We start from the raw sequence: 21155 nt of genomic DNA, 5'->3' as shown, positions 1-21155 counted from the left end.
CAATCCTTTCATGCCTTCGTGTTCTTCTCTTTGTTTACACTCCCATTCCCATTATGCGCATCGTTCCCGCTGTTGGTTTCGTCGGCATCGGATTTCTGACCCTCATTGACGCCCCCATTTGCAGGCCCATCCCCACCTTCGGTTTGCTCTTTATGACCAGCACTATTAGTGCTGCTCCCGTTAGTTTCCCCCTCTGGCTCATGATTGCCAGCAGAATTCGTTCCGCCATTATTGCTGCCAGCCTCGACATCATTGCCGGGGCTGGCAGCATTGTTTCCGTTAGTCGCTCCCGAGCTGCCTCCTTGTCCGATAGGTGTTTCGTCCGGACTCTCTGTCTCTTCGCCTGCCGGCGGCACATCTGCCGGAATATCCTCAGGCGGCGGAGTAGCAGTCTCGGTACCATCGCTAATCTCGACAGTTACGACTGGCGGGTTGCCAACGATCGAGACGAACCGGGGAAGATGGATTTCCAGCTTCACATTATGGCTGCCCGGACCCAAGCCGCTCAAGTCGGCGATCAGCTGCAAATCCTTGCCGCTAATATCGGCCAGCACGCTTGATGCCCCTTCAATCGTCAGATCCATCTTGCCAGGGCTGGGCAAGACGAGTTTCGCCTTGAAATCGTCAGGCAAACCAATCATTGACACCGGCAGCTGCGGCAAAACCATCGACTTCGCTTCGACGATTTCGATCTCAACGGACACTTTGCCCGGATCGACGGCTTCGATTTGGCCAGTCGGTTCAATGTTAAGATCAATCGTACCCGATTGTGTCAGGTTCGACAAGTCGACATTAATCCCGTCATAAAAATCGTACTTATTAAGCACATCCTGAGGCCCATAAATCGTCACCTGATCTACACTGGGCTTGAAAGAGGCGATCGCCAGACCGGATGGCAATTTCCCGGTTAGTCCGATCTGCAGCGGCACCTTTTTAAACGGCATCGTAATAGGTACTTCTACCTCTACTACGCTTGGATTGACGACAGCCTCCGTCATCTCCTCGCCCGCTTTGTCCAGCACGACCACTTTCACTTTTTTGGCGGTGACTGTCTTTTCCTCGCCTTTAATATCGACGACCGCTCCGACAAAGCCCACCTCGTTCATTTGGTCCTCTGGCAAGGTGACATGCACCCGATTATTCGGTTTGACAATAGGTATTGCTGCCTTATAACCGTTGGCAGGATCGCCCGTTGTCTTGATTTCGACTTCGAATTCCTTGGTCAGCATCGATTCGAGCACCACTGTAGCCGTACGCGGCGTTACGCCGACCAATTCGATATTGCGCGGCAAGCGGCTTACAGTAATCGGCAGTTCGTGTCGCCCTTCCTCCATGCCGGCCACATCGACGACCATCTTGTAATCTTCCGGCGATGCGGAGATCAAGTCCGATCGCGCGCCGCGCACTTTAAGCATGATCGATGTCGGTTCCAGCAGCCGCAAGGCGAAATTCCGCTCATCGAGACCGACAGCCTCCAGTTTGACCGATTCAATCATTCTCGTTTCCGTCAGTGAAGCGACCGTGTTCGGCGATCGCTCCGAATCGAAGTGAACGACAGCCCACAGCAGCGTGCCGAGAAATAAAGATATAATTTTCAATGCGGTCGGGTGACTCAGCCATTTATCCATTGTCGCTTCCTCCTTTCTTTCTGCGCAAGAAAGGAAATAACGGCATGATCGGCTCGCGCCCCTTCGGCTTCGGGCTCAGCTCCTCAAACAGCTTCGATATAAGCGACTCCTCTTTAATATCCCGCACAACCATACCGCCGACTGCGAGCGAGACCTGCCCCGTCTCCTCCGAGACGATGATCGCCAAAGCATCGCATACTTCCGTAATCCCGATGCCTGCACGATGACGCGTGCCGAGTTCCTTGCTAATAAAAGGATTCTCCGAAAGCGGCAAATAGCAGCCTGCCGCCATAATTTGATTCCCGCGAATAATGACCGCTCCGTCGTGCAGCGGCGTATTCGGGATAAATATATTAATCAACAGCTCCGAACTGACCATGGATTCCATTTGAATGCCCGACTCAATATAATCCGATAGTCCCGTACTGCGTTCAAACACGATGAGCGCGCCAATTTTGCGCTGCGCCATATAGTTAACCGCCTTATTAATCTCCCCTATACGATCGCTCACATCGCGATCCATCGCTGATGATCTGCCAAACAGCTTTCCGCGGCCAAGCTGCTCAAGTGCGCGGCGCAGCTCCGGCTGGAAAATAATGAGTACCGTAACAATCCCGAACGTAAACATTTGGTTCATCAGCCATTTCAGCGTATACAAATTAAGCCAGGTGCTAATTGCCCATGTACCGACAAGCACAAAGATGCCCTTCAATAATTGAACAGCCTTCGTACCGCGCACCAGAACGAAAAGTTTGTATATTATGTAGCTGACAATGGCAATGTCGATGATATCCTTGATCCAGTCTTTCCATGTGAGATCAGTGAAATAGTTCATCTTTGCGTCAACCCCCAGCAAGAGCAATTGCACATGTGTTGAGTCAATTTCATCAGTGAATAAACTTTTACAGGCAGCTTACGTCATTATGAAATTGACTCGTATCTTCTCCAACCTTATTTATTTTAGCTATCCCAACCTTATTATTTTCTAGAAACGGGTTTCCAAATCCTTTATTTTTACAAAAAAACCTCCCTCATGCGGGAGGCAGCCGGATTAATAGGCTAATTTGCTTATAGAAGTGGTCACTTTATACCAAAACCAGTCAAGCACCTGGTCAATCTTCTTGACCTGGCCGGATATGTGAGCGGTGGATGCCTGGTACAGCTGGCCATCGACTACCGTTACGTTCCCTTCAACATCACCCAGCAAATTGGCTTTGCCATTATGAATCGTAAGGTCCCCCCGAATATGGGCTCCGAGAGGCACTGTAACCGTATTGCCATCGATGATCACCTGTGCAAGATCCGTGCCTGTAATGGATAACTGATTATCCTGCTCCCACATCGTTAAAAAGCTGGACAACATCAAAAGCACAAAAACCGCAGCAACCGAAATCATCGGATGTCGGCGAATCCATTGCAACGATCCGGACATTCTGCGCCGCCTTGCCGCCGGCAATTGATTCATAATACGTTGTGTCAGCAGTGTAGATGACCCGCGATTGGCGAACCTGATGGGCTGAATCGCACTGTGCGCTAACGCCTCTGTCCGTTCCAACTGCTCATATCGAGACCGGCAGACCGGGCAAGCATTTAGATGCGCTTTTAATTTCGCGACATCGTCCTTAGACAGCTCGCCGTCCAAATAATCGTGCATCGACATGATGGCGACGTTGCAGTTCATAGCAGCCATTCCTTTCTTCGTCATGGATGAAGCTTGCTCTTACTGTGAATAAGCGATCGGACGCATGATCAATTTCATTCTAGTATTACGATACGTCCCTGAATCATATAAGTTTCACTTCTGAGCACAATAATCCTCTAAAGCTTATGTTCCAATTTTTTACGCAAAAATTCTCTGCCGCGGTGTACCCTGGTTTTCACTGTCGTTACCGGCACTTCCAGAACATCACCAATTTCTTGCAGCGACATATCCTGCAAATAACGTAACACCATTACGGATTTATACTTGGCTGGCAAAGTCTCAATAGCCTGATGAATGATCTGCTGCGTCTCTGACAATAACAGTTCGCTTTCTGGCGTCCGGTCATCGCTGGGAATCATCGCATAGCCATCCAAACCGTCATGATCATTCGATTCGGCATCCAAGGAATAGCTTGGCCTTCGTTTCCGCAATCGATCAATACATAAATTGGTAGTAATACGATAAATCCAGGTTGAAAATTTCAATGTATCGTCATATCGGTCCAAATTGTTATACACCCTCAAAAAAGCATCCTGTACAACGTCCTCCGCTTCTTGCCGGTTGTACAGCATCCTATTGGCCATATGGTACAATTTGTCCTGGTACAGTCTTACAATTTCTGCAAACGCGCTATGATCACCCTTGCGTGCCATCCGTGCCAAACTTGACTCCACTAATTTCACTGTTTCTCCTCCAGACCCGCCGCCAGCTTCGCTCATTGTCGAAGGGCAGCCCGGCATCATCGTTATCCATACGATGACTTTCCCGTTGTGACCAACTATATGCATCCGGCCGGCAAAACCGGATATCGGGACCGATAGAGGATAACAAAGGGCCGGCTGCCGGGCGGACCTAAGCCGCCCGGGCGCCCAGCCCCAAACCAATGCTCTATTAGCCCGTATTTCTCAATCCTGCAGCAATGCCATTGATTGTCAGCAGCACTTCGCGCAGCAGCTCAGGGTCATCTTCTCCCCGGTCGCGCAGAGTGCGCAGTTCAGTCAAAAGTTGAACCTGCAAGTAGCTAAGCGGATCAACATAAGGATTCCGCAGCCGGATTGATTCCTGAATGACTGGCACATTGTCTAGTATCTCTGCTTGGCCAGTTATTTGTAGAATAAGCGAAGATGTTTTTTCATATTCCTGCTCAATTAATGCAAAAATGCGATCACGGATAGCAGCACTCGAGATCATTCCCGCATATTCATGAGCAATAATCAGGTCGGCCTTCGCCAGCGCCATCTGCAAATTATCGATCAATGTCGTGAAGAACGGGAACTGTGCGTACATCGTACGCAGCGTCTCCAGACGAGACTCATCACCTTGTACGTAGTTATCCAGTGCAGTTCCGGCAGCATACCAGGCCGGCAGCAAGTAGCGGCTTTGCGTCCAGGCAAACACCCACGGAATCGCGCGCAAATCTTCGAAACGGTCGCTGTTTTTCCGTTTTGCCGGTCTTGAGCCGATATTCAGCTCGCCAACCTCAGGCAGCGGCGTCGACTCCTTGAAGAAGGCCATAAAGTCCGGATCACGGAAAATCAGATCCTGGTACTTATCCTGCGCCGTCTCCGAGATGCCTTTTGCAATTTCTTCCCACTCCGCCAGCGACTCATGCGCCTCTTCCGGCAATCTGGCAAGACGAGCGGCTGTAATGAGCGCCCAGGTCGCTTGCTCCAGGCTGCGGTACGCAATGCCCTGCATTGAATAGCGGGAAGAAAGCACCTCGCCCTGCTCGGTAATTTTGATGCCACCGCCAACGGTATGCGGCGGTTGCGCCAGTATGCTGCGATTCAGCGGCATTCCGCCTCGTCCCAGTGCGCCGCCGCGGCCATGGAAAAACTTCAATTTGACGCCAAACTTTTTGGCGGAGCTTGTAATAGATTTCAACGCTACGCGCAGCTCCCAGTTGGCCGTCACTACGCCGCCGTCTTTATTCGAATCGGAGTAGCCGAGCATAATTTCATGCAGATTGCCCATAGCCGCCACTGCTTTGCGGTAGATAGGCAGCGCGAGCAATTGCTCCATAATAGCCGGTGCTTCATGCAAATCGTCGATCGTCTCGAACAGCGGCACCGACTGCAGTGAGCAATAGACTGTGCCATCCTTTTCGACACGGAACAAGCCTACTTCCTTGGCGAACACCATAACCTCCAGCATATCGCTGACGCCTTGCGTCATACTGATCAGATAGCTGCTGATGCATGCTTTGCCGAACTCCTGCTGCGCTTCATAGATCGTGCGGTATACATCCAGACACTCGCGTGTCTGCTCGCTATATTCAAAATGCGGCGAAGTAAGCGGACGCGGATCGTTCAGCAGCCGGTGCAGCAGCTCGATTTTTTCCGTCTCGCTCAGCGCGCCATAATTTTCTGTAATGCTCATATAGCTTAAAATTTCCGTCATCGCATTCTCATGCTCTTTGCTGTGCTGGCGGACGTCAAGCGCAGCCAGATGGAAGCCGAACAGCTCCACTTGACGGATCAATTTGCTAATGTACGTATCGGCTACATAATCCGCATAATGGCGACGAAGACTGCGATCGATTATGAGCAGGTCTTCCTTCAATTGCTGAGGGCTGTTATACCGCTGCACGCTGCCTTTTTCCAGATCGGCATTTTGCGTGTTGATCAGCTTTTGCAGCATGTAGCCCAGCTTGATGCGGTAAGGCTCCTTCTCGTTGCGCCAAATTTCCACTTCGCGCGGCTCTACCTCGCAGCGGTCCTGCTTGATCGATTCGATCAGCTCATCCGAAACCTTCACGATATTCTTGCTGAAGCTGAGCAGATCCATCAGCTGCTTCAACACTTCGCTATATTTTTTAAGCGCCAGCTCGCGGTGGAGCGTGAGCGTCTCCCACGTAATTTTCGCCTTGACGGACGGATTGCCGTCGCGGTCGCCGCCGATCCATGAGCCGAACCGCAAATATGCGGGCGCATGCCATTTTTCACCCGGATAATATTTCTCCAGGCAGCGCTCCAGCTCCTCATAGACGTTAGGCAGCACTTCAAACAGCGTTTCGTCAAAATAGTACAATCCATTGCGCACTTCATCGATGACAGTAGGCTTGCGGTCACGCAGCTCGTCCGTCTGCCACAATGTCAGCACTTCGTTCCACAGACGCTCGCGCAGCTTCTCCCGCTCGCGATACGTAAGCGACGGATTGTCCAGCTCCATCACTTCATTAGCAATGCGCTGATGAATATCAAGCACAGCGCGGCGAGTCGCCTCTGTAGGGTGAGCAGTCATCACCAGCTCCAGTGAAATTCCTTCCAGCATGGACCGCACATCCGCCGCTGCCACGCCTTGCTCCTTCAATACTTGAACCGCGCTCTCAATCGAGCCGCGCTGTACATTCTCGCCTGCCGAACGCTCATAATCGCGCTTGCGGCGAATACGGTGATTTTGCTCGGCAATATTGACCAATTGGAAATAAATCGCAAAAGCGCGAATGACCTGATGCCGCTTCTCAGGGTTCAACGTATTCATTGCCCGTTTGAACTCTTCATGCAGTTCAGGAATAAATTCCGCGCGCAGCGCTTTGCTCATCTCACGAATTTTCTCAACGATATCCAGCAATTCGCGCCCGCCCTGGTGGACAAGCACATCGCCTAAAATATTTCCCAAAAAACGAACGTCCCGGCGCAGCAGGTTATTCGCCTGCTGCCGGCTCGCCGCCGGCGCTCCCGCCGCCATTTCTGACATAAAAATCCTCCTCAGGTTTTGCCCGGTAAAGCCAAATCCTCGCTCCAATGCGCTAGCCAGCTCTCTCGGCTGCAGCTGCGGCATTTTCACATGTACCTATAGTCCCGGCAGTCAATTTTCACTTCTTCCATCATACTACAAATGATGAAACGGTTGAAGCTTTTTCACAATCCCATTCTCAGGTAAGTTTGCCCGATCCCTTTGGCAAAAACTCCCCGCGGCGATGAAAAATGCGAAAAAACCTTGGGTTTCCAAGGCTTCTTCGTGTACTACTGAAAGTACTTTGCTATTCCTTCAGCTACGGCTCTGGCCGCCCGCTTCTGGTAAGCGCTCGTGCGCACAAGCTCTTCATCGTTCGCGTTCGTCAGAAAACCAAGCTCAACTAATGCGGACGGTGCGCCATTTTCACGCAAAACATGGTAATTTCCGAAAGAAATGCCATTGCTTTTCAGTCCAATTTTTTGACTGGAAAGCTGTCCTTCAATCGCTCTTGCAAGCGGCTCGTCCTTTTTATCCGAATAGTAGAAGGTTAATGTACCGGATGATGATTTTTTGGTCGATGAATTATAATGGATACTAACAAAGGCATCCGCCCCTGCCTTTCGGCTCATCTCGACCCGTGACGACAATGCAGGCTTCTCATCCTTCGTCCGCGTCATGATCACTTCGGCGCCGCGGCTGCGCAGCTCTTCCGCCAAATAAAGCGCTGTTTTCAAGTTCAGATCCTTTTCTTTTGTATCATAGGTTGTCCCGACCATCCCCGCGTCGCTGCCGCCATGGCCAGGATCGACAGCAATTCGTTTGCCCTTGAGCCCACCGCCGCCGCCGGATTTGGATGATTTGCCGGAGGAAGCAATCTTTACTGTACCTGACGCTGCCAGCACATATTGTCCGGCTACCCAGCCGACTTCCCCTGCACTGTTTTGCACCTTCATCCAGCCGTTCTTATTGTCCATTACAGCAAGCAGGTCGCCGCGCACCGCACCCGTTACAACCGCATAATTTTTCCCAGGTCCGCCCCGCAGCCGCAGCGAATCGACAGCTACCGAGACCTGCTTGGCCGAAGTGCTAACAGAGGCCGTGGTAACTGAGGCCGTCTTAACCGTACCGCCACTCTTATCAGAGGATTTCGTCCCGTTCGCCACTTGCTTCAAATAATAGCCGGCCACCCAGCCTGAGCTGCCGCCGCTCACCTTCAGCCAACCATGCTCTTCCTTCGAAACCGTAACAATATCGCCACTGTTCAGCTTGCCTACAACCGACCCTTCCGCGCTCGGCTCACTGCGAACATTGAGATTATTAGCCAGTACTTTTGCAGAATAGGCATCGCTGCTTTTGGCGACCCCCGTCGTGGACATCGTTATGACCAATAAGCCGCAGATGACAAGCGTCAACCAACCGGTTTTGTTCATGATTTCCCCCACAATCTTAAATATAGTAATCAATCATTAGGTGATTATTATACCAAAGATCTCCATAGAGTTGGAGGTAATAATATACAAAAACTATACATAATTATTCTCTCTATTTTTGGCTGCAGGAAAAGCTATTTGGTTTCAAGCTGGTTTCGATTATACTATTTAATAGAAAAGAACTTCGTTCTTTATTGACTTACGGGGTGATGGAATGAGTAAGTATGACCTGATGTACAAGGAGCTAGTAGCAGATATTATACAGCACGGGGTATGGGACAAGGACCAGCAGGTGCGCACCAAATGGGCTGACGGCACTCCTGCCTATACGAAAAGCGTAATCTCCAAGCAGCTGATTTTTGATAATTCGGAAGTGCCGGTCCTGACAACGAAACGGCTGGCATGGAAGACGGCGATCCACGAGATGCTATGGTTTTATGTGAAACGGACGAGCGATGTGACCTATCTTAAGGAAAAAAAAGTGAAGATATGGGATGAGTGGACGCTGCCGGATGGCACAATAGGAAAAGCCTACGGCTATCAACTAGGGAAAGAATTTGTCGTAAGCAAGGAAACGGACGGAAAACCGGCAGTCATCAACAATCAAGTTCACCGTCTCATTCACGATTTAAAAACAAATCCGGCCTCGCGGCGCCATGTCATCTCCTTATGGAATATTGACGATCTTCACGAGATGTCGCTGTATCCTTGCGTATGGCATAATCAGTGGCTCGTCAAGGAAGGAAAGCTTCACCTGATCGTAGGCGTCCGCTCCAACGATATCGCACTGGGGCAGCCGTTCAATGTGTTCCAATATTACGTGCTTCAGCGTATGATTGCACAAGTTACAGGCTACGAGCTCGGATCGCTAACCTTCAATGTTAATGATGCCCACATCTACGAGCGCCACATCGAACCGCTGCAGGAGCAAATTGAGCGTACGCCGTTTGCAGCTCCCACCCTGTGGATTAATCCGGACGTTACCAACTTCGATGACTTCACCATCAGCGACTTTAAGCTGGAAGGCTACGAGTATCATCCGAACATTCATATGGAAATTGCGATTTAAGCAGGGCGTTTGTTCACAGATAACGGAAGGACAGTCCGCTTAGGTCTGCTCAAGGCCGTTTCGCCCCATCGCCTCATCGTCCTATAACAATAAAAGAGCTCTCTTGGCATCCGCCTGTCACATCCGGCATGACAGCTACCAAGAGAGCTCTTCCCTATTATTTCACCACAAACAGGACGCGCGTCCCGTTCGGATAAGACTCCAATTGATTGCTTACCCACGAGCCTGCCCCGCGGTTGTCCGACGGATCAATATACTTCACATCCGCCCCTTTGCCGCCTTCAGCGCACATCGCCATCGGCCACTCATCCCGGTCGTACCCCTTCTTTGTCGGAATTCCTCGGAGCGACTCCTTGCGCCGCTGCTCCGCATGCTCGCGGTCAATCGTACAAATCTCCGATTCTCCGGCAGCTATCGCTTCCTTAATATGCAGTCCCGTCTCCGGGTAGCGGTCAGCCGGAAAATATAACGTGATCTCGGCAGAGCCGTTCGCGGGAAGCGACGTCTTCCCATCCAGCGGCCAATCAAAATACTGACTGGCAAATAACAGTACAGCAGCAATTATAATTGTAAAAATCGAAACCTGCTTCTTCCGCACTTTCATTCCTCACTATCACTATGATGTTCCGTCTATTATTGCACATTTTACCAAAAGGAACAAGTGTTCGCAAACATTTTATCAATTATTTAACAAACCGCTACCAATTCGACATAAATTGCATTCCATATTTCTCCATCGGCATAGTAAAATAGGCGTATTGGTTTCATACCTATAGATAAATAATACTGGGAGTGGTTGAAATGAAAAACTTGAAACAAATGAAATGGGTCGTGCTGCTCGTACTTGCAGCCATGCTGACAGCATGTGGCGGAGGTTCCTCGGCTTCCGAAAAAACCGCCTTGTCTTATGTCAATGATTTCCTGAATGAAAAAGACGTCGACAAAAAGAAAAAATATGTCGAGGATCATGTAGTAGAAGAAGCCAAGCCGTTACTATTGATGGTTGCCGCTGCCCCTATGCCTGAGAATGATCAGTACAAAAATGCGAAAGCAGTAGAAACCGTTGACTTCAATGAAGACGGCCAGAAAGGTTCCCTCGTCCTCATCCAAGCGGATGACGCCAAAGAAGTCGCTGTTTTAATCGTAGACGGAAAAGTAATGATTGGCTTCGGCAATAAATCAAACGGTGAAGATAATGCGCAATTCGCCGAAATCCGCAAAAAGTTTAAAGCAGCTCTGCCTAAATAAGCAACACAAAAAGGCGATCCCAACTGTCACCGGCGAGTGACCTTCGGGGATCGCCTTATGCTTTTCCGTACCCTTTTACAGTGGTTTGTGCAAACGGAATGCTTGAATAGTTTGCCATCGTCCAGACCAAACTATATTGGTAAATTGACGATTAAAGGGAGGCTGTCCCGATGAAAGAAAGATCTATCCTCGCCTACTTCAATACGCCGGAGCAAGCCGAGCAAGCTTTGGAAAAGCTGAAAGAGCTGCGGCTGATCGATTCGGCAATCGACCGCTTTGACGGCTATCCGGGCGGCGGGGTCGAAGGGATCATGAATCCCATTACCGGCGATTTCCGCAGCCTTGGCGACCTTACGCTGGGAGGCGACTTCGAGAACCGGGATGCCGCCGTATTGGCTGCCGCAAGCGTCAGTGCCAGCGGAATGAGTTCCGGCGGTTACGGGAACAGAGTCAGCGGCCGCGACATCCTGCTGACGGCCATCGTAGCGGAAGAAGATTACGACAAAGCGAAAGCAATCGTGGATGAAGCCGGCGCACTATAGTGTCGCCATGTATGCGAAGTAAGAAGGAATGGCGCCGTCATTGGCCAGGTAGTCCTCCGGCTCCATCACGTCTCGGGAAGGAAACGAAATGAAGCCGGAAGGTTGATTATTTGACAAGGCTGTATCTGAACCTTGATAAAAGAAGCTTCCGTCCGCGGATTATCCCGCGTGCGGAAGCTTTAATGCAAGCCCTCTTCTCCCCTCAGCTTCGCGTCACTGATGAAAATAGCCGCATGCTCGCTATTTTTGAGAGTTAAGATAACCTGGGCGTCCGCTCGTCGATCGATTCCTGCAAGGTGCCAATCAATCGCCGCAGCGGGATAATTGAATGATCGAAGTTGTACGGGAAGTCGTTTAACAAGGCCAGCAATTGGCCTCTTATCGAACTGCTTCCTTTATTTAAAGCAAATAATTGTTCTGCTTGCACGATTAAATCATGATACTGATCCATCTTTTTACCAGATCCGAACACTTCAAATTCAAAGAAAGAATACCCGTGTATCGTCCCGCTTTCTATTCCTTCGAATTTAACATATCTGGCGCTTATTTCATCAAAAGGGATTGCCTCTCTCCCTCCATTGCCATAAATAATTCCGTCATCTCCCTTCACATTTGTCCATTGCTGACCGCCGCTCGAAACGAAGATTTTATACCGCTTTGCAAAAGCTGTTTCCCAATTTATCACTACCCTGCTTATAGCTTTTTGTTCGCCAAGGTCGATCGAAAACCAAGGATTAGTTTCAACGCTTGACCATCTTGTTCCGGAATTTCCGTCTACGGCCTTCTCCGGTGTAAAATTAACGATCGCCGAAGAAGAGGCCTCAACGGGTTTATTCAATGCAAAATTAACATTAGTTTTTAGTAAATCGATGGGCATATTGAAAATCATGAAATTATCAATAACGCCTTTAAATGAGTTCGTTGTACTGCCGATTTTTTCTATCGGCAGTACAAACGTTTGAATCGGTCTCGAAGTAACGGGAGCTCCCGTTACTTTATCTGCTTGTTCGATATATTCATCACCGTTCACATAGAGGGTGGTTCCCCTCTTATCCCCTGTCAATAGGAGATGCGTCCATCTGCCCGCTGGAACTTGATAATCAAAGTAAGTATGATAATTTTCTTTGGAAAAACCTAATTTTCCAGTGTTCCCTTGCGTTAACTTCAATAGGCCTTCCGGCGACTCCAAAATAATTGCATCATCCGGATTATCGGCGTCGGGATTAATCCACATGGAAACAACCCATCCGAATCCCAACGATCGCAGAGGTGTTTGAATGTAGCTCTCTCCCCCCTTCAATCTCGCGCCTTTCCCATACTTGCCGCTGGTTATCGCTACATTGTGGCCAATCCCGTTAAAGCCGTTGCCCGATGAATCCTCAAACTGGTTTTCGAACCGATAGGTGATGACATTTCCATTGTCATTTTCTACATGTAATTTATGAGACAAGTTAGCACTTGGCGCTTCTCCAACTCCAGCCGCCCTATTTGCAAATTCATCGTAGTTTTTATCCGCCCGGCTTCCCGTCCACATTTTCTCAGCCATTACCTGGACTATTGGGAACAATCTATCATGAGCGTCATCCATAGAAATCCCTCTAGCTTCAGACGCATCATTCCATAAAGCAAACTTGCCGCCTTTCAGTTTTGGATGGCCGAAAGGCAATTGAACCGAAGTCCATTTGTTAGGCTCCCAATCATTATACAGGAACTGCGCATCCAAATAATCTTTCATGGTAGGAACAATATAGGTGGTTGTCCCCTCGACATTGACCACATCATATCCAAGATCAATCGCTTGTTGCGGATCTCCGTCTGATACGCTCCAGATGTCCATCGTTGCATTGTTGCTAATAGGAGTCACGCCACTATATATCGTCAACCCACCCCATAAATACGGACGTTTCCCTTTACTGCCGAGATGATTAATCATCGTATCCATATATTTTCTGAACGTTTCAATCGCTTCCTGATTTAATGCTGCGCCAACGTGATATTCGTCCATACCGATATGAACATCAGGTCCAATGAAGGTCGGATGATCCCCTTCAGTATATTCGTCGAACAAGCCTTTTACAAAGTCTACCGCGTTCTGATTATTTATATTTAAATTGTGTCCGCTGCCAAAAGAAGGATTGTAACGAATGAAAGCGCCTGAGTGCCCCGGCGTATCAATCTCAGGTATGACATTGATCCCATAATCCATGCCGAGCAACTGAAGATTTCGGAATTGCTCTTTACTGTAGGAACCGCTACTGCTTGTAAGGCCGGGGTATCTAGTACTTTCCAACCGAAAAGCAGCGTATGTGCCGTCATCAAAGGGGCTTAAATATACCACGTCATTTAAATGAATTTGAAATTGATTCATCTTATACCAGGACATCAATTTTACGTATTTTCTTAAGAAATCAATCGTATAATACTTTCTTCCTACGTCTAGCATGAATCCGCGAATTTCATATTTAGGGTAATCCTTGATTAAGCCTTTAGGTATCCGATTATGATTCGGCTTATGCTGTTTTAATATTTGCAATACCGTTCGAGTTCCATAAAAAACTCCTGCAGCATCGGCTGATGTGATAGATAAATGACGATCCGTATCTACCACATATCCTTCTTTCCCTAAATAAGCCAATGCATTATCGATAGCCAGGTAAATATCGCCATCGTTCGGTTGACCGTAAACGACTTCCAAATGATAGCCGCCAATCTCCTTCAAATCTTCCTTCGTTATTTCCGCAGTTTTCTGCAACACTCCTTTATCTGAAGGGTTTACGACAATTTTAGAGGAAGGAGCCAATATCAAATCGCCTGTTCTTCCAAGCCATTCACGCACTGCGGGAATAACCCCCGGTTCTTCATTTAACTCATCCGTTTGCTTGCCTAGACCGGGAACTATAACCGCTATATTTCTCGTGATCACTTTCTGATCAGGACTATCCTCCAGTTCAACTTTAAGTAATAAGTTCACCTTCACATCAACTAGCGGTGTGTGAATTTTCCCTTCTAGATCAATAACAGGAAGACTGTCGCTGCCATATAACGAAACTTTATATCCGCTCGGAACATCGGGCAAAACTATCTCCGACTGTCCTAAAACAATATCCGGTATTTGTATAATTTCTGCCGTGCTATTCTCCATTTAATCATCAACTCCGTCTGAAATTTGGAATGTCCCGGTTGTTATGGCTATTCCTTGCCGGGCAAGTGAAAAAAAGCTCCCACTCTATTTAACACGGGCGGAAGCTTCGATAAAATATCAATTTCCCGATTTAACGATACTGATTATATCCATTAGCGTTCCGCTATTCGAAGCAGCATAACCACCGTTTCTGCCCTCGTAGCTGTTGCATTGGGAACGAAACGATTACCGTTGCGGCCCACCGCGATTCCCTCTTGCCTTATCGCTTCAACAGCGCTCTTGGCCCATTGCGATATTTCACTGTCATCTGCAAATCCGGTCTTCGCATCCGCGGCAAGCGGCAATTCGATCGCTCTGGCGATCATCGCAGCCATTTCCATGCGTGTAATGGTTGCGTTCGGTCGGAAGCTGCCGTCCGCATAGCCTTTAACAATTCCCTTCTCCAACGCTTGGGCAACCGACTTGGCCGCCCATGATCCGATCCGTTCGCGATCAGTGAACGTCAAAGACTGGCCTTCTCCTTCGAGCTTCAACGCATTCGCCAGCATAACGATAAATTCCGCACGCGTAACCGGATTGTCCGGTCTGAACGTATTGTTCGCATAACCGCTTACGATCTGCTGCGCTACGGCCTTTTTAATCGAACTCTCTGCCCAATGACCGGTGATGTCCGTTAACGCGACTGATGGTTTCCCGAACGTCTCCGGCTCAGGCTTTTGTTCCGGCTGTGGCAATTTGCGATGAACGGTCACCGTATACGTCTTCGTCACCCCGTTTTCGGCTTGCACCTTCAATTCAAAGACGTTATTGCCTTCCCGCAGCTTGACTTCAACACGGCCGCCGACCGCACCGCCGTCAAATAAGACCTTCGCAGCCGCATGCGACGCATTCACGGCAATGACTGCCCGGTCAGCCTCCGTCTCGACCGTATAGACTAACGTACCCGGCGCAAACGACGGCGCTAGCGACAACTCTTTGCCGTCAACGCTCACCTGCAACACCCGCAAGTCGGCATTATCGGACAGACTCGGGACGTACCAGTTCTGGCCGCCCGATGGAATCTGTAAGGTAGTTGCCGTTTCACTCAATCCCACACTTTCGTTCCCTGCCGCGTCGTACGACTTTACTGTGAACGTATAAGTTTGGTTTGGCGTTAGATTCGCAATCTGTTGTTCAAGAACTTGCTTAGACACACTCATTCGTTCGACGCCGTCTACATAAATTCGGTAGCCCGCCACGCTAACATTATCCTGCGCTTCAGGCCAACTCAGCTTCACGCCAGTCTGCGTGACATTCGAAACCGTTATCTTGCTGTTTGCCGGCCATGAAGGCGCTTCCGTATCGTCTACGGGTTCAATCATATAGAGCTCGGCGTCTCCTTTTGCAATTTGCAGATCAATTGAATTGGACAAGTTAGATACGACCTGTGAAGTATTATTCGTTTTATCGTATCGCTTCACTTGTCCAGGTACTTTGAGATTCAATTGCCCGGTCATCGGCTGCTTATAATCTTTGTTGACGACCAGTACATAGGCAGTCGAAGTGGAGTCGCCAAAGACACTTACAATTGCATTGTCAGGCGCACTCTCGATTAAATTACCTTTGCCAACGTCATCCAAGAAGTATGGCTGCCGTTTGTTCTCTGCAATTCCAAAGTGATAGATTTGCTTGGATTGCTTGTCGAACAAGAGGTTCCCGAGATTCATGACCTCGTTATTTAAGGATTTGATATCGTCATAAATGGGAAATTTATTGCCATGAACATCGGTAAGCATATCCAACGTCCGGAAATAACTCACTGTCTTCGCCCCATACGCCAATGCCGCCTTCATCTGTACGCCCATTTTCTCGCGGGTCATATGACCCAAAAGTCGCGTGTCATTTACGACCTCCATATCCACCGCCTGAAAGTAAAACCAGAACGGCTTCATGAATTCCATCGATTTTTTACGGAACAGCCCCATATCTCTCCACAGATCGTTTTCGATCAGCGAGGCTTCTTCGGCATCCGGACCGAGAAGCTTCCAGAATGGGTAATAATCGAAGCCCAGCACATCCGGATCTATATTCTGAATATAAGAATCGATATACTCTTCAAAGCCGTTGCCGCTTGTGTCGTCCCATCTGTATGGCCCGTAACTTGGCAACGTAATCGAATAAGCCAGCTTATCGGGATCAAATTGTTTCAAGTAGTCCTTCAGTTGCCTAGCAACTCCGAACTCTGGCTTTAAAACCTCGTCCCAAATATAATAGCCTTCCAACATCGTATAGTCCTTAAGCTCGTCTACGACCGATTGAATGGATGCTTCGGTAAAAGGCGGATAATTGCCCCCTACTCCGGAGAACCCATTGTCATTGGTAATATTTTGCGCCAAGCATTTAATCTGGACCGCGTCGCATGCTTCAAGCGCCTGATGCATCTTGCTCCGGGGCATTGTCGCGTTTTCGATCAGGTTGAAGCCCGCATCCTTAGTCGCCTGTATAATGGTTTTATAATCATCTAAATCGTATTCATCTCCCCAATGAACAGCTGTGATTGTGGAAATGAAAAATTGATCTTGCTTGTATCCGCCTGGTTCCGAAGAGACAGCGCTTTCACCGCTTGCACTGGCCTTACTGGCAAATCCCGCGCCGCTAAGGCCAACAAGAAGGCAAATAATCAGAAAGCTTGCCAATGGTTTCGAAAATAATCGATTCATCCCTATTCATTCCTTTCGTTAATGAATCCCAGCTTCACCGATACTCCAGGCGAAGCCGGCCATCTAACACTATTCCTTTGAAGCTTATTGAGTGATTTCTGACGCCAATTTTTTCGCTTCCTCAAAGCTTTGACGCAGCTCCTCGTACGCTTTATCCATGCCCAGTTTCTTAAATTCCTCAATTGCTTTTGCCTTTTCCGTCTCGAAAGCAGCATCGTCTTTGGACATAATATATTTGGCGACGTTGGCCATGAAATACTCCCTCGCCTTACTTGATGCTTGTTGGGCGGCATCGGTGCTATACTTGATCATAGACTGTGCGAGCCAGAAGTTCGTTGGCGATTTCAGTTTACCTTCCTTAATCCATTTGTCGTAAACTTGCCCTGGGTACTTCAAGCCTTCGCCGTAATAAGCGGAAAAATCTCTCTCTGCCTCGTCCAGCAAAGATGTATCTACTTCGACGCCGGGCACGGAAGGCTTGCCGTCATCGTCAGGATACAGTTCCGAAAGTCCCCCTAAAATGTTCGCATACATGCCGATTCCTTCTTTTTCCCGGTATGCCGGGTCGTCTGTAATTTCATTTTTGAGCGGGACCATTTTGCCGTCAACCATATCCCAGCTTCTACCCTGGATGCCGCCAAACAGTAGACGAGTGCCTTCAGGAGAGTTGAAGTAGTTGAACATTTCCATCGTTCTCTCCGGATACTTATTGTTTTTGGTGATCGCTTTGGCACTGCCAATTCTGTAGCCCAAGGGGTTATCGGCGGGATAAACGCCTGGAATGACAGGGAATGGACCCGGAATCGCGATGTATTTGGCAAGATCAGTACCCACGTTCTTCATGAGCGCTTTGCCGCCGAACCAATTGGCTGCGACGACCAGCAGTTGCCCGTTCTCCGCCTTCGCCGTATACTGCTCGTTCTTCTGAATAAATCCTTCCGGATCGAACAGCCCCATCCGATAAGCTTTATTGAAAAATTTAATCCCTTTCCAGAAGATACCGTCCGGATCAGTGAACACATCCTCCAGTTCTCCCGTTTCTTGTTTCATATATAAATCCGAGACATCCGTATATCCGTGCATGAAAGGATAGGAAATCGTATAGGCCCAAGGCCCCCAGTCCGTCCAAGCCGAGAAGCCGTATACTTTGTTGCCGTCCTTCGTTTCTGGATGCTTTTCTTGCATTTGCTTCAGCACGTTCAAATAATCATCTTCGTTGTTCATGGCCGGAGCGCCGATTTCCTTGTACAAATCCCATCTTGTGAAAAAACCTACGAATCCGCCTCTATTGATCAGCTCGTACGATTTTTGCACGTTTTGGGGAAGGAAATAGACTTTATTCGTTCCGTTGCTGTACAGCTTTCTCATCATGCTGAGCGCTAGCGAGCTATATTTCTCAAAATTCGGACCGTATTTCTCGATCAGCTCATCCATCGGAACCACTAGCCCGCCTTGAATCAACGTGTCCGACATGTTTGCGACACTACCGGTTAAGGAGATGATGTCCGGCAAGTCTCCGCTTGCAATAATCGCCTGAAGCTTCTGCTCGTCTCCAGAAACGACGTCGAACGTCACATTGAATTTCTCCTTAATCGCTTGATCCATCGGAGTATTCTGAATCCCTTCCGATGGACAGCCGTAGCAATACACCTTCAACGTGATCGGATCTCTGGAAAGCTCCGCCGCATCGCCTGGTCCCGTCAGGCTTGCCGTCGGTGATCCCTCCGCCTGTCCGCCGCTCGGGCTGCCCTTCGACAGACTTGCCTCGCCGTTTCCGTTGTTGCCTGAGCATGCGGAGAGTAAGATCATGACCGCCGCCAGAAGCATCGAAATGCCCGCAATCCACTTTTTTCTTTTTCTCACTTGATAGCCTCCCATTATCAATTTATATCGTTAACGGTTTATAGGGTGAACCGTTGACCCCATGCTCATTTGCGCCGAACGTTTCGTTTCCCGCTCAGCCTTTTACGGCCCCAAGCATGATGCCTTTGACGAAATACCGCTGCATGAACGGATACACGAGCAGTATCGGCACGATCGAGATGACGCTCATCGTCATTTTCACAGTTTCGGACGAGATCTTCGGCGCCTCTTTAATCGCGCTGGGATTGCGGGCCAGTTCGGCCGCCAGAAGCGTTGCTTCGTTGAAATACTTGTACAGAATAAGCTGAATCGTTTGCAGGTTCGGATTGCTGACCAGGAAAAAGTTGTCCTGCCAGGAATTCCATATGCCTACCGCTGAGAAAACGGCAACCGTCGCTATAATCGGCTTGGACAAAGGAAAGATGATCCGGTGAAACATCGTCAGAAACCCCGCGCCGTCCACTTCCGCCGATTCTTCCATCGAAGCCGGAATCGACTCGATATACGTCTTGATCAGGATGACGAAAAAGGCGTTCAGCATGCCGGGAATGACGTAGAGCAGGAAGCTGTTTTGCAGGCCATAGGCTTTCATCGTCAAATACCAAGGGATCAATCCCGCCCCCAAGTACATGGAGGAAATCACGAACCGGTAAACCAATTTGCGAAACCGCATCTCTTGCTTTGTCATCAGGTACCCGAACAGCGACGAGCAGTAAATGCAAAGCGCCGTTCCCAACACCGTCTTGGCCGCCGATACCACAAACGCGAGCGGCACCGTCTTCTTGGATAAAATTTCAACGTAACTGTCGATCGTCGGATTCACCGGCCAGAAGAACACACCACCACGACTTATCTTGTGTGGGTCACTTAACGAATAAATGATGACGTAATAGAACGGATACAAGCAGGCGATCATGAACACCGTCATCAGCGCATAATTAAAAACGTTAAACAATCGGCCGGAGAAGCTCCCATATTTCTTAATGTTCATTTTCATTTCACCTCTCATACAGCTACATTAATGACTCGCCGCGCAGCTTCTTTGAGAACAGATTGGCTCCGAACAGAAGCAGCAGGCTGACGAACGTCTTGAGCATGCCGAGTGCTGTCGAGTAGCTGTAGTCATAAGCGCGGAACGCAGAACTGTAAACGTAATAATCCAGAACGTTCAGCTTCTCTGAAATGAGCGAATTATAGAATACGAAAAATTGCTCAAACCCGTTGTTCAGTATATTGCTGATCTGGAGCAGCAGTAGAACGAAAAACGTCGGGGCCAGTCCCGGCAGCGTAATATGAATCATGGTCTGGAAGCGGTTTGCGCCATCGATCTTCGACGCTTCGTACAGCTCGGGGTCGATACCCGCGATGCCCGCAATGTAAATAATCATCCCCCAGCCAAGAGACTTCCAGATGCCAAGCAGGATTTGAAACATCCAGGCCCAATCGTTGCTTCCGAGCACGCCGATCATTGGCTTCTGTACGCCCAGCTTTTCCAACACGTCGTAAACCAGGCCGCTGCTTGGCGAGAACATCGCATACGCCAGGGAGAACACGACGATCCAGCTGATAAAGTTGGGCAGCGTCGTCGTTGTTTGAACGATTCTTCTGAACTTGCCGCTGCCGATCTCGTTCAGCAGGATCGCCATGATCACCGGCAAAGGGGTGAACAGCAGCGAAATGAAGCTGATCGCAAGCGTATTCGTCAGCACCTGCCCGACGACCTCGCGATCCCGATACAGCTTGACGAAATTGTCGAAGCCGACGAAATCCATCTGCGCCAGCGAGAGAGCGGGCTTGTAGTTAAAGAACGCATAGATCCATCCGAATAACGGGACGTATGCAAATGCGAGCACGAACGCGGCAAATGGCAAGGCGTACAGGAAGTACTGAAGCCCCCGCCTGGACTTGTAGCTTCTGTTCATGAATTTTATCCGTTTTCTCTCCGCCAGTGATCTCGTAAAGCTTGCCACTTCCTTATCATCTGCCTTTCTCCATAAAGCTCGGTTGAATGTGAATTCATTATAGCTCCGTCCGGGGGGCGAAAACGATGAAATTCCCAACGATTAATCGGACGGAAATATGCTCTTAGGGGCTGTCGGGCGTATCGGTCCGATTAATATCGGAATATCTTACGATTTCTGTACTGCCAAA

The 21155-nt window shown here is 49.0% G+C and carries 15 protein-coding genes; 3 read left to right on the top strand and 12 right to left on the bottom strand.

The features are described 5' to 3' along the window. Positions 1 to 8: 8 nt before the first annotated feature. The 6 genes from ACFQ0N_RS28780 to ACFQ0N_RS28755 form a co-directional block, all read right to left on the bottom strand. Complete coding sequence (locus ACFQ0N_RS28780) at positions 9 to 1628, bottom strand: CdaR family protein (RefSeq protein WP_379332923.1); 1620 nt, start codon at positions 1626 to 1628, stop codon at positions 9 to 11. Next, positions 1621 to 2463, bottom strand: coding sequence for a diadenylate cyclase CdaA (gene cdaA, locus ACFQ0N_RS28775; protein ID WP_379332921.1), 843 nt, complete (start codon positions 2461 to 2463; stop codon positions 1621 to 1623). Before cdaA ends, ACFQ0N_RS28780 begins: the two co-directional genes overlap by 8 nt. Positions 2464 to 2679: 216 nt before the next feature. After that, complete coding sequence (locus ACFQ0N_RS28770) at positions 2680 to 3333, bottom strand: anti-sigma factor family protein (RefSeq protein ID WP_379332919.1); 654 nt, start codon at positions 3331 to 3333, stop codon at positions 2680 to 2682. Positions 3334 to 3446: 113 nt separating this feature from the next. Further along, positions 3447 to 4049 carry an RNA polymerase sigma factor SigW gene (gene sigW / locus ACFQ0N_RS28765; RefSeq protein WP_379332965.1) on the bottom strand — a complete coding sequence of 201 codons (603 nt, stop codon included), beginning with the start codon at positions 4047 to 4049 and terminating at the stop codon, positions 3447 to 3449. A gap of 172 nt (positions 4050 to 4221) precedes the next feature. Beyond that, the gene (gene ppc / locus ACFQ0N_RS28760; protein ID WP_379332917.1) at positions 4222 to 7029 is read right to left on the bottom strand and encodes a phosphoenolpyruvate carboxylase; all 2808 of its coding nucleotides are present in this window, start codon (positions 7027 to 7029) and stop codon (positions 4222 to 4224) included. A 269-nt stretch (positions 7030 to 7298) separates the two neighbouring features. After that, positions 7299 to 8441, bottom strand: a complete 1143-nt coding sequence (locus ACFQ0N_RS28755) for an N-acetylmuramoyl-L-alanine amidase family protein (protein WP_379332915.1) — start codon at positions 8439 to 8441, stop codon at positions 7299 to 7301. 214 nt (positions 8442 to 8655) lie between these two features. Here ACFQ0N_RS28755 and thyA point away from each other — a divergent pair, with 214 nt between their 5' ends. Next, entirely contained in the window at positions 8656 to 9510 is an 855-nt protein-coding gene (gene thyA, locus ACFQ0N_RS28750) for a thymidylate synthase (protein WP_379332913.1), read from the top strand. Positions 9511 to 9667: 157 nt separating this feature from the next. Here the strand turns inward: thyA and ACFQ0N_RS28745 are convergent, their stop codons facing one another. Next, positions 9668 to 10108, bottom strand: a complete 441-nt coding sequence (locus ACFQ0N_RS28745) for a NucA/NucB deoxyribonuclease domain-containing protein (RefSeq protein ID WP_379332911.1) — start codon at positions 10106 to 10108, stop codon at positions 9668 to 9670. A 203-nt stretch (positions 10109 to 10311) separates the two neighbouring features. On the opposite strand from ACFQ0N_RS28745, the gene ACFQ0N_RS28740 reads away from it, so the two are divergent. Next, positions 10312 to 10758, top strand: coding sequence for a hypothetical protein (locus ACFQ0N_RS28740; protein WP_379332909.1), 447 nt, complete (start codon positions 10312 to 10314; stop codon positions 10756 to 10758). Positions 10759 to 10928: 170 nt separating this feature from the next. Continuing rightward, on the top strand, positions 10929 to 11300 hold the full coding sequence (locus ACFQ0N_RS28735) for a hypothetical protein (protein ID WP_379332907.1): 372 nt from the start codon (positions 10929 to 10931) through the stop codon (positions 11298 to 11300). A 253-nt stretch (positions 11301 to 11553) separates the two neighbouring features. On the opposite strand, the gene ACFQ0N_RS28730 is transcribed toward ACFQ0N_RS28735, so the two are convergent. From ACFQ0N_RS28730 to ACFQ0N_RS28710, 5 genes are all read right to left on the bottom strand, one after another. After that, positions 11554 to 14442, bottom strand: a complete 2889-nt coding sequence (locus ACFQ0N_RS28730; protein WP_379332905.1) for a family 20 glycosylhydrolase — start codon at positions 14440 to 14442, stop codon at positions 11554 to 11556. Positions 14443 to 14594: 152 nt separating this feature from the next. Further along, positions 14595 to 17141 carry an S-layer homology domain-containing protein gene (locus tag ACFQ0N_RS28725; protein ID WP_379332904.1) on the bottom strand — a complete coding sequence of 849 codons (2547 nt, stop codon included), beginning with the start codon at positions 17139 to 17141 and terminating at the stop codon, positions 14595 to 14597. Positions 17142 to 17225: 84 nt separating this feature from the next. Next, the gene (locus ACFQ0N_RS28720) at positions 17226 to 19004 is read right to left on the bottom strand and encodes a type 2 periplasmic-binding domain-containing protein (protein ID WP_379332902.1); all 1779 of its coding nucleotides are present in this window, start codon (positions 19002 to 19004) and stop codon (positions 17226 to 17228) included. A 94-nt stretch (positions 19005 to 19098) separates the two neighbouring features. Next, complete coding sequence (locus ACFQ0N_RS28715; RefSeq protein ID WP_379332900.1) at positions 19099 to 19995, bottom strand: carbohydrate ABC transporter permease; 897 nt, start codon at positions 19993 to 19995, stop codon at positions 19099 to 19101. Between the two features lie 22 nt (positions 19996 to 20017). After that, on the bottom strand, positions 20018 to 20926 hold the full coding sequence (locus ACFQ0N_RS28710; RefSeq protein ID WP_379332898.1) for an ABC transporter permease subunit: 909 nt from the start codon (positions 20924 to 20926) through the stop codon (positions 20018 to 20020). Between the last annotated feature and the right edge of the window lie 229 nt (positions 20927 to 21155).

It is taken from the genome of Paenibacillus sp. GCM10027626 (assembly GCF_042676285.1).
In the GTDB taxonomy this organism is placed as follows: Bacteria; Bacillota; Bacilli; order Paenibacillales; family Paenibacillaceae; genus Paenibacillus_Z.
The sequence above is the reverse complement of the archived record's forward strand: the minus strand, read 5'-3'. Positions and strand labels throughout refer to the sequence as shown.

Bases quoted from the DNA above. Each gene is read 5' to 3' on its own strand.
- ACFQ0N_RS28780 (WP_379332923.1), bottom strand. From the start codon at position 1,628: ATGGATAAATGGCTGAGTCACCCGACCGCATTGAAAATTATATCTTTA.
- cdaA (WP_379332921.1), bottom strand. From the start codon at position 2,463: ATGAACTATTTCACTGATCTCACATGGAAAGACTGGATCAAGGATATC.
- ACFQ0N_RS28770 (WP_379332919.1), bottom strand. From the start codon at position 3,333: ATGACGAAGAAAGGAATGGCTGCTATGAACTGCAACGTCGCCATCATG.
- sigW (WP_379332965.1), bottom strand. From the start codon at position 4,049: ATGAGCGAAGCTGGCGGCGGGTCTGGAGGAGAAACAGTGAAATTAGTG.
- ppc (WP_379332917.1), bottom strand. From the start codon at position 7,029: ATGTCAGAAATGGCGGCGGGAGCGCCGGCGGCGAGCCGGCAGCAGGCG.
- ACFQ0N_RS28755 (WP_379332915.1), bottom strand. From the start codon at position 8,441: ATGAACAAAACCGGTTGGTTGACGCTTGTCATCTGCGGCTTATTGGTC.
- thyA (WP_379332913.1), top strand. From the start codon at position 8,656: ATGAGTAAGTATGACCTGATGTACAAGGAGCTAGTAGCAGATATTATA.
- ACFQ0N_RS28740 (WP_379332909.1), top strand. From the start codon at position 10,312: ATGAAAAACTTGAAACAAATGAAATGGGTCGTGCTGCTCGTACTTGCA.
- ACFQ0N_RS28735 (WP_379332907.1), top strand. From the start codon at position 10,929: ATGAAAGAAAGATCTATCCTCGCCTACTTCAATACGCCGGAGCAAGCC.
- ACFQ0N_RS28730 (WP_379332905.1), bottom strand. From the start codon at position 14,442: ATGGAGAATAGCACGGCAGAAATTATACAAATACCGGATATTGTTTTA.
- ACFQ0N_RS28725 (WP_379332904.1), bottom strand. From the start codon at position 17,141: ATGAATCGATTATTTTCGAAACCATTGGCAAGCTTTCTGATTATTTGC.
- ACFQ0N_RS28715 (WP_379332900.1), bottom strand. From the start codon at position 19,995: ATGAACATTAAGAAATATGGGAGCTTCTCCGGCCGATTGTTTAACGTT.
- ACFQ0N_RS28710 (WP_379332898.1), bottom strand. From the start codon at position 20,926: ATGAACAGAAGCTACAAGTCCAGGCGGGGGCTTCAGTACTTCCTGTAC.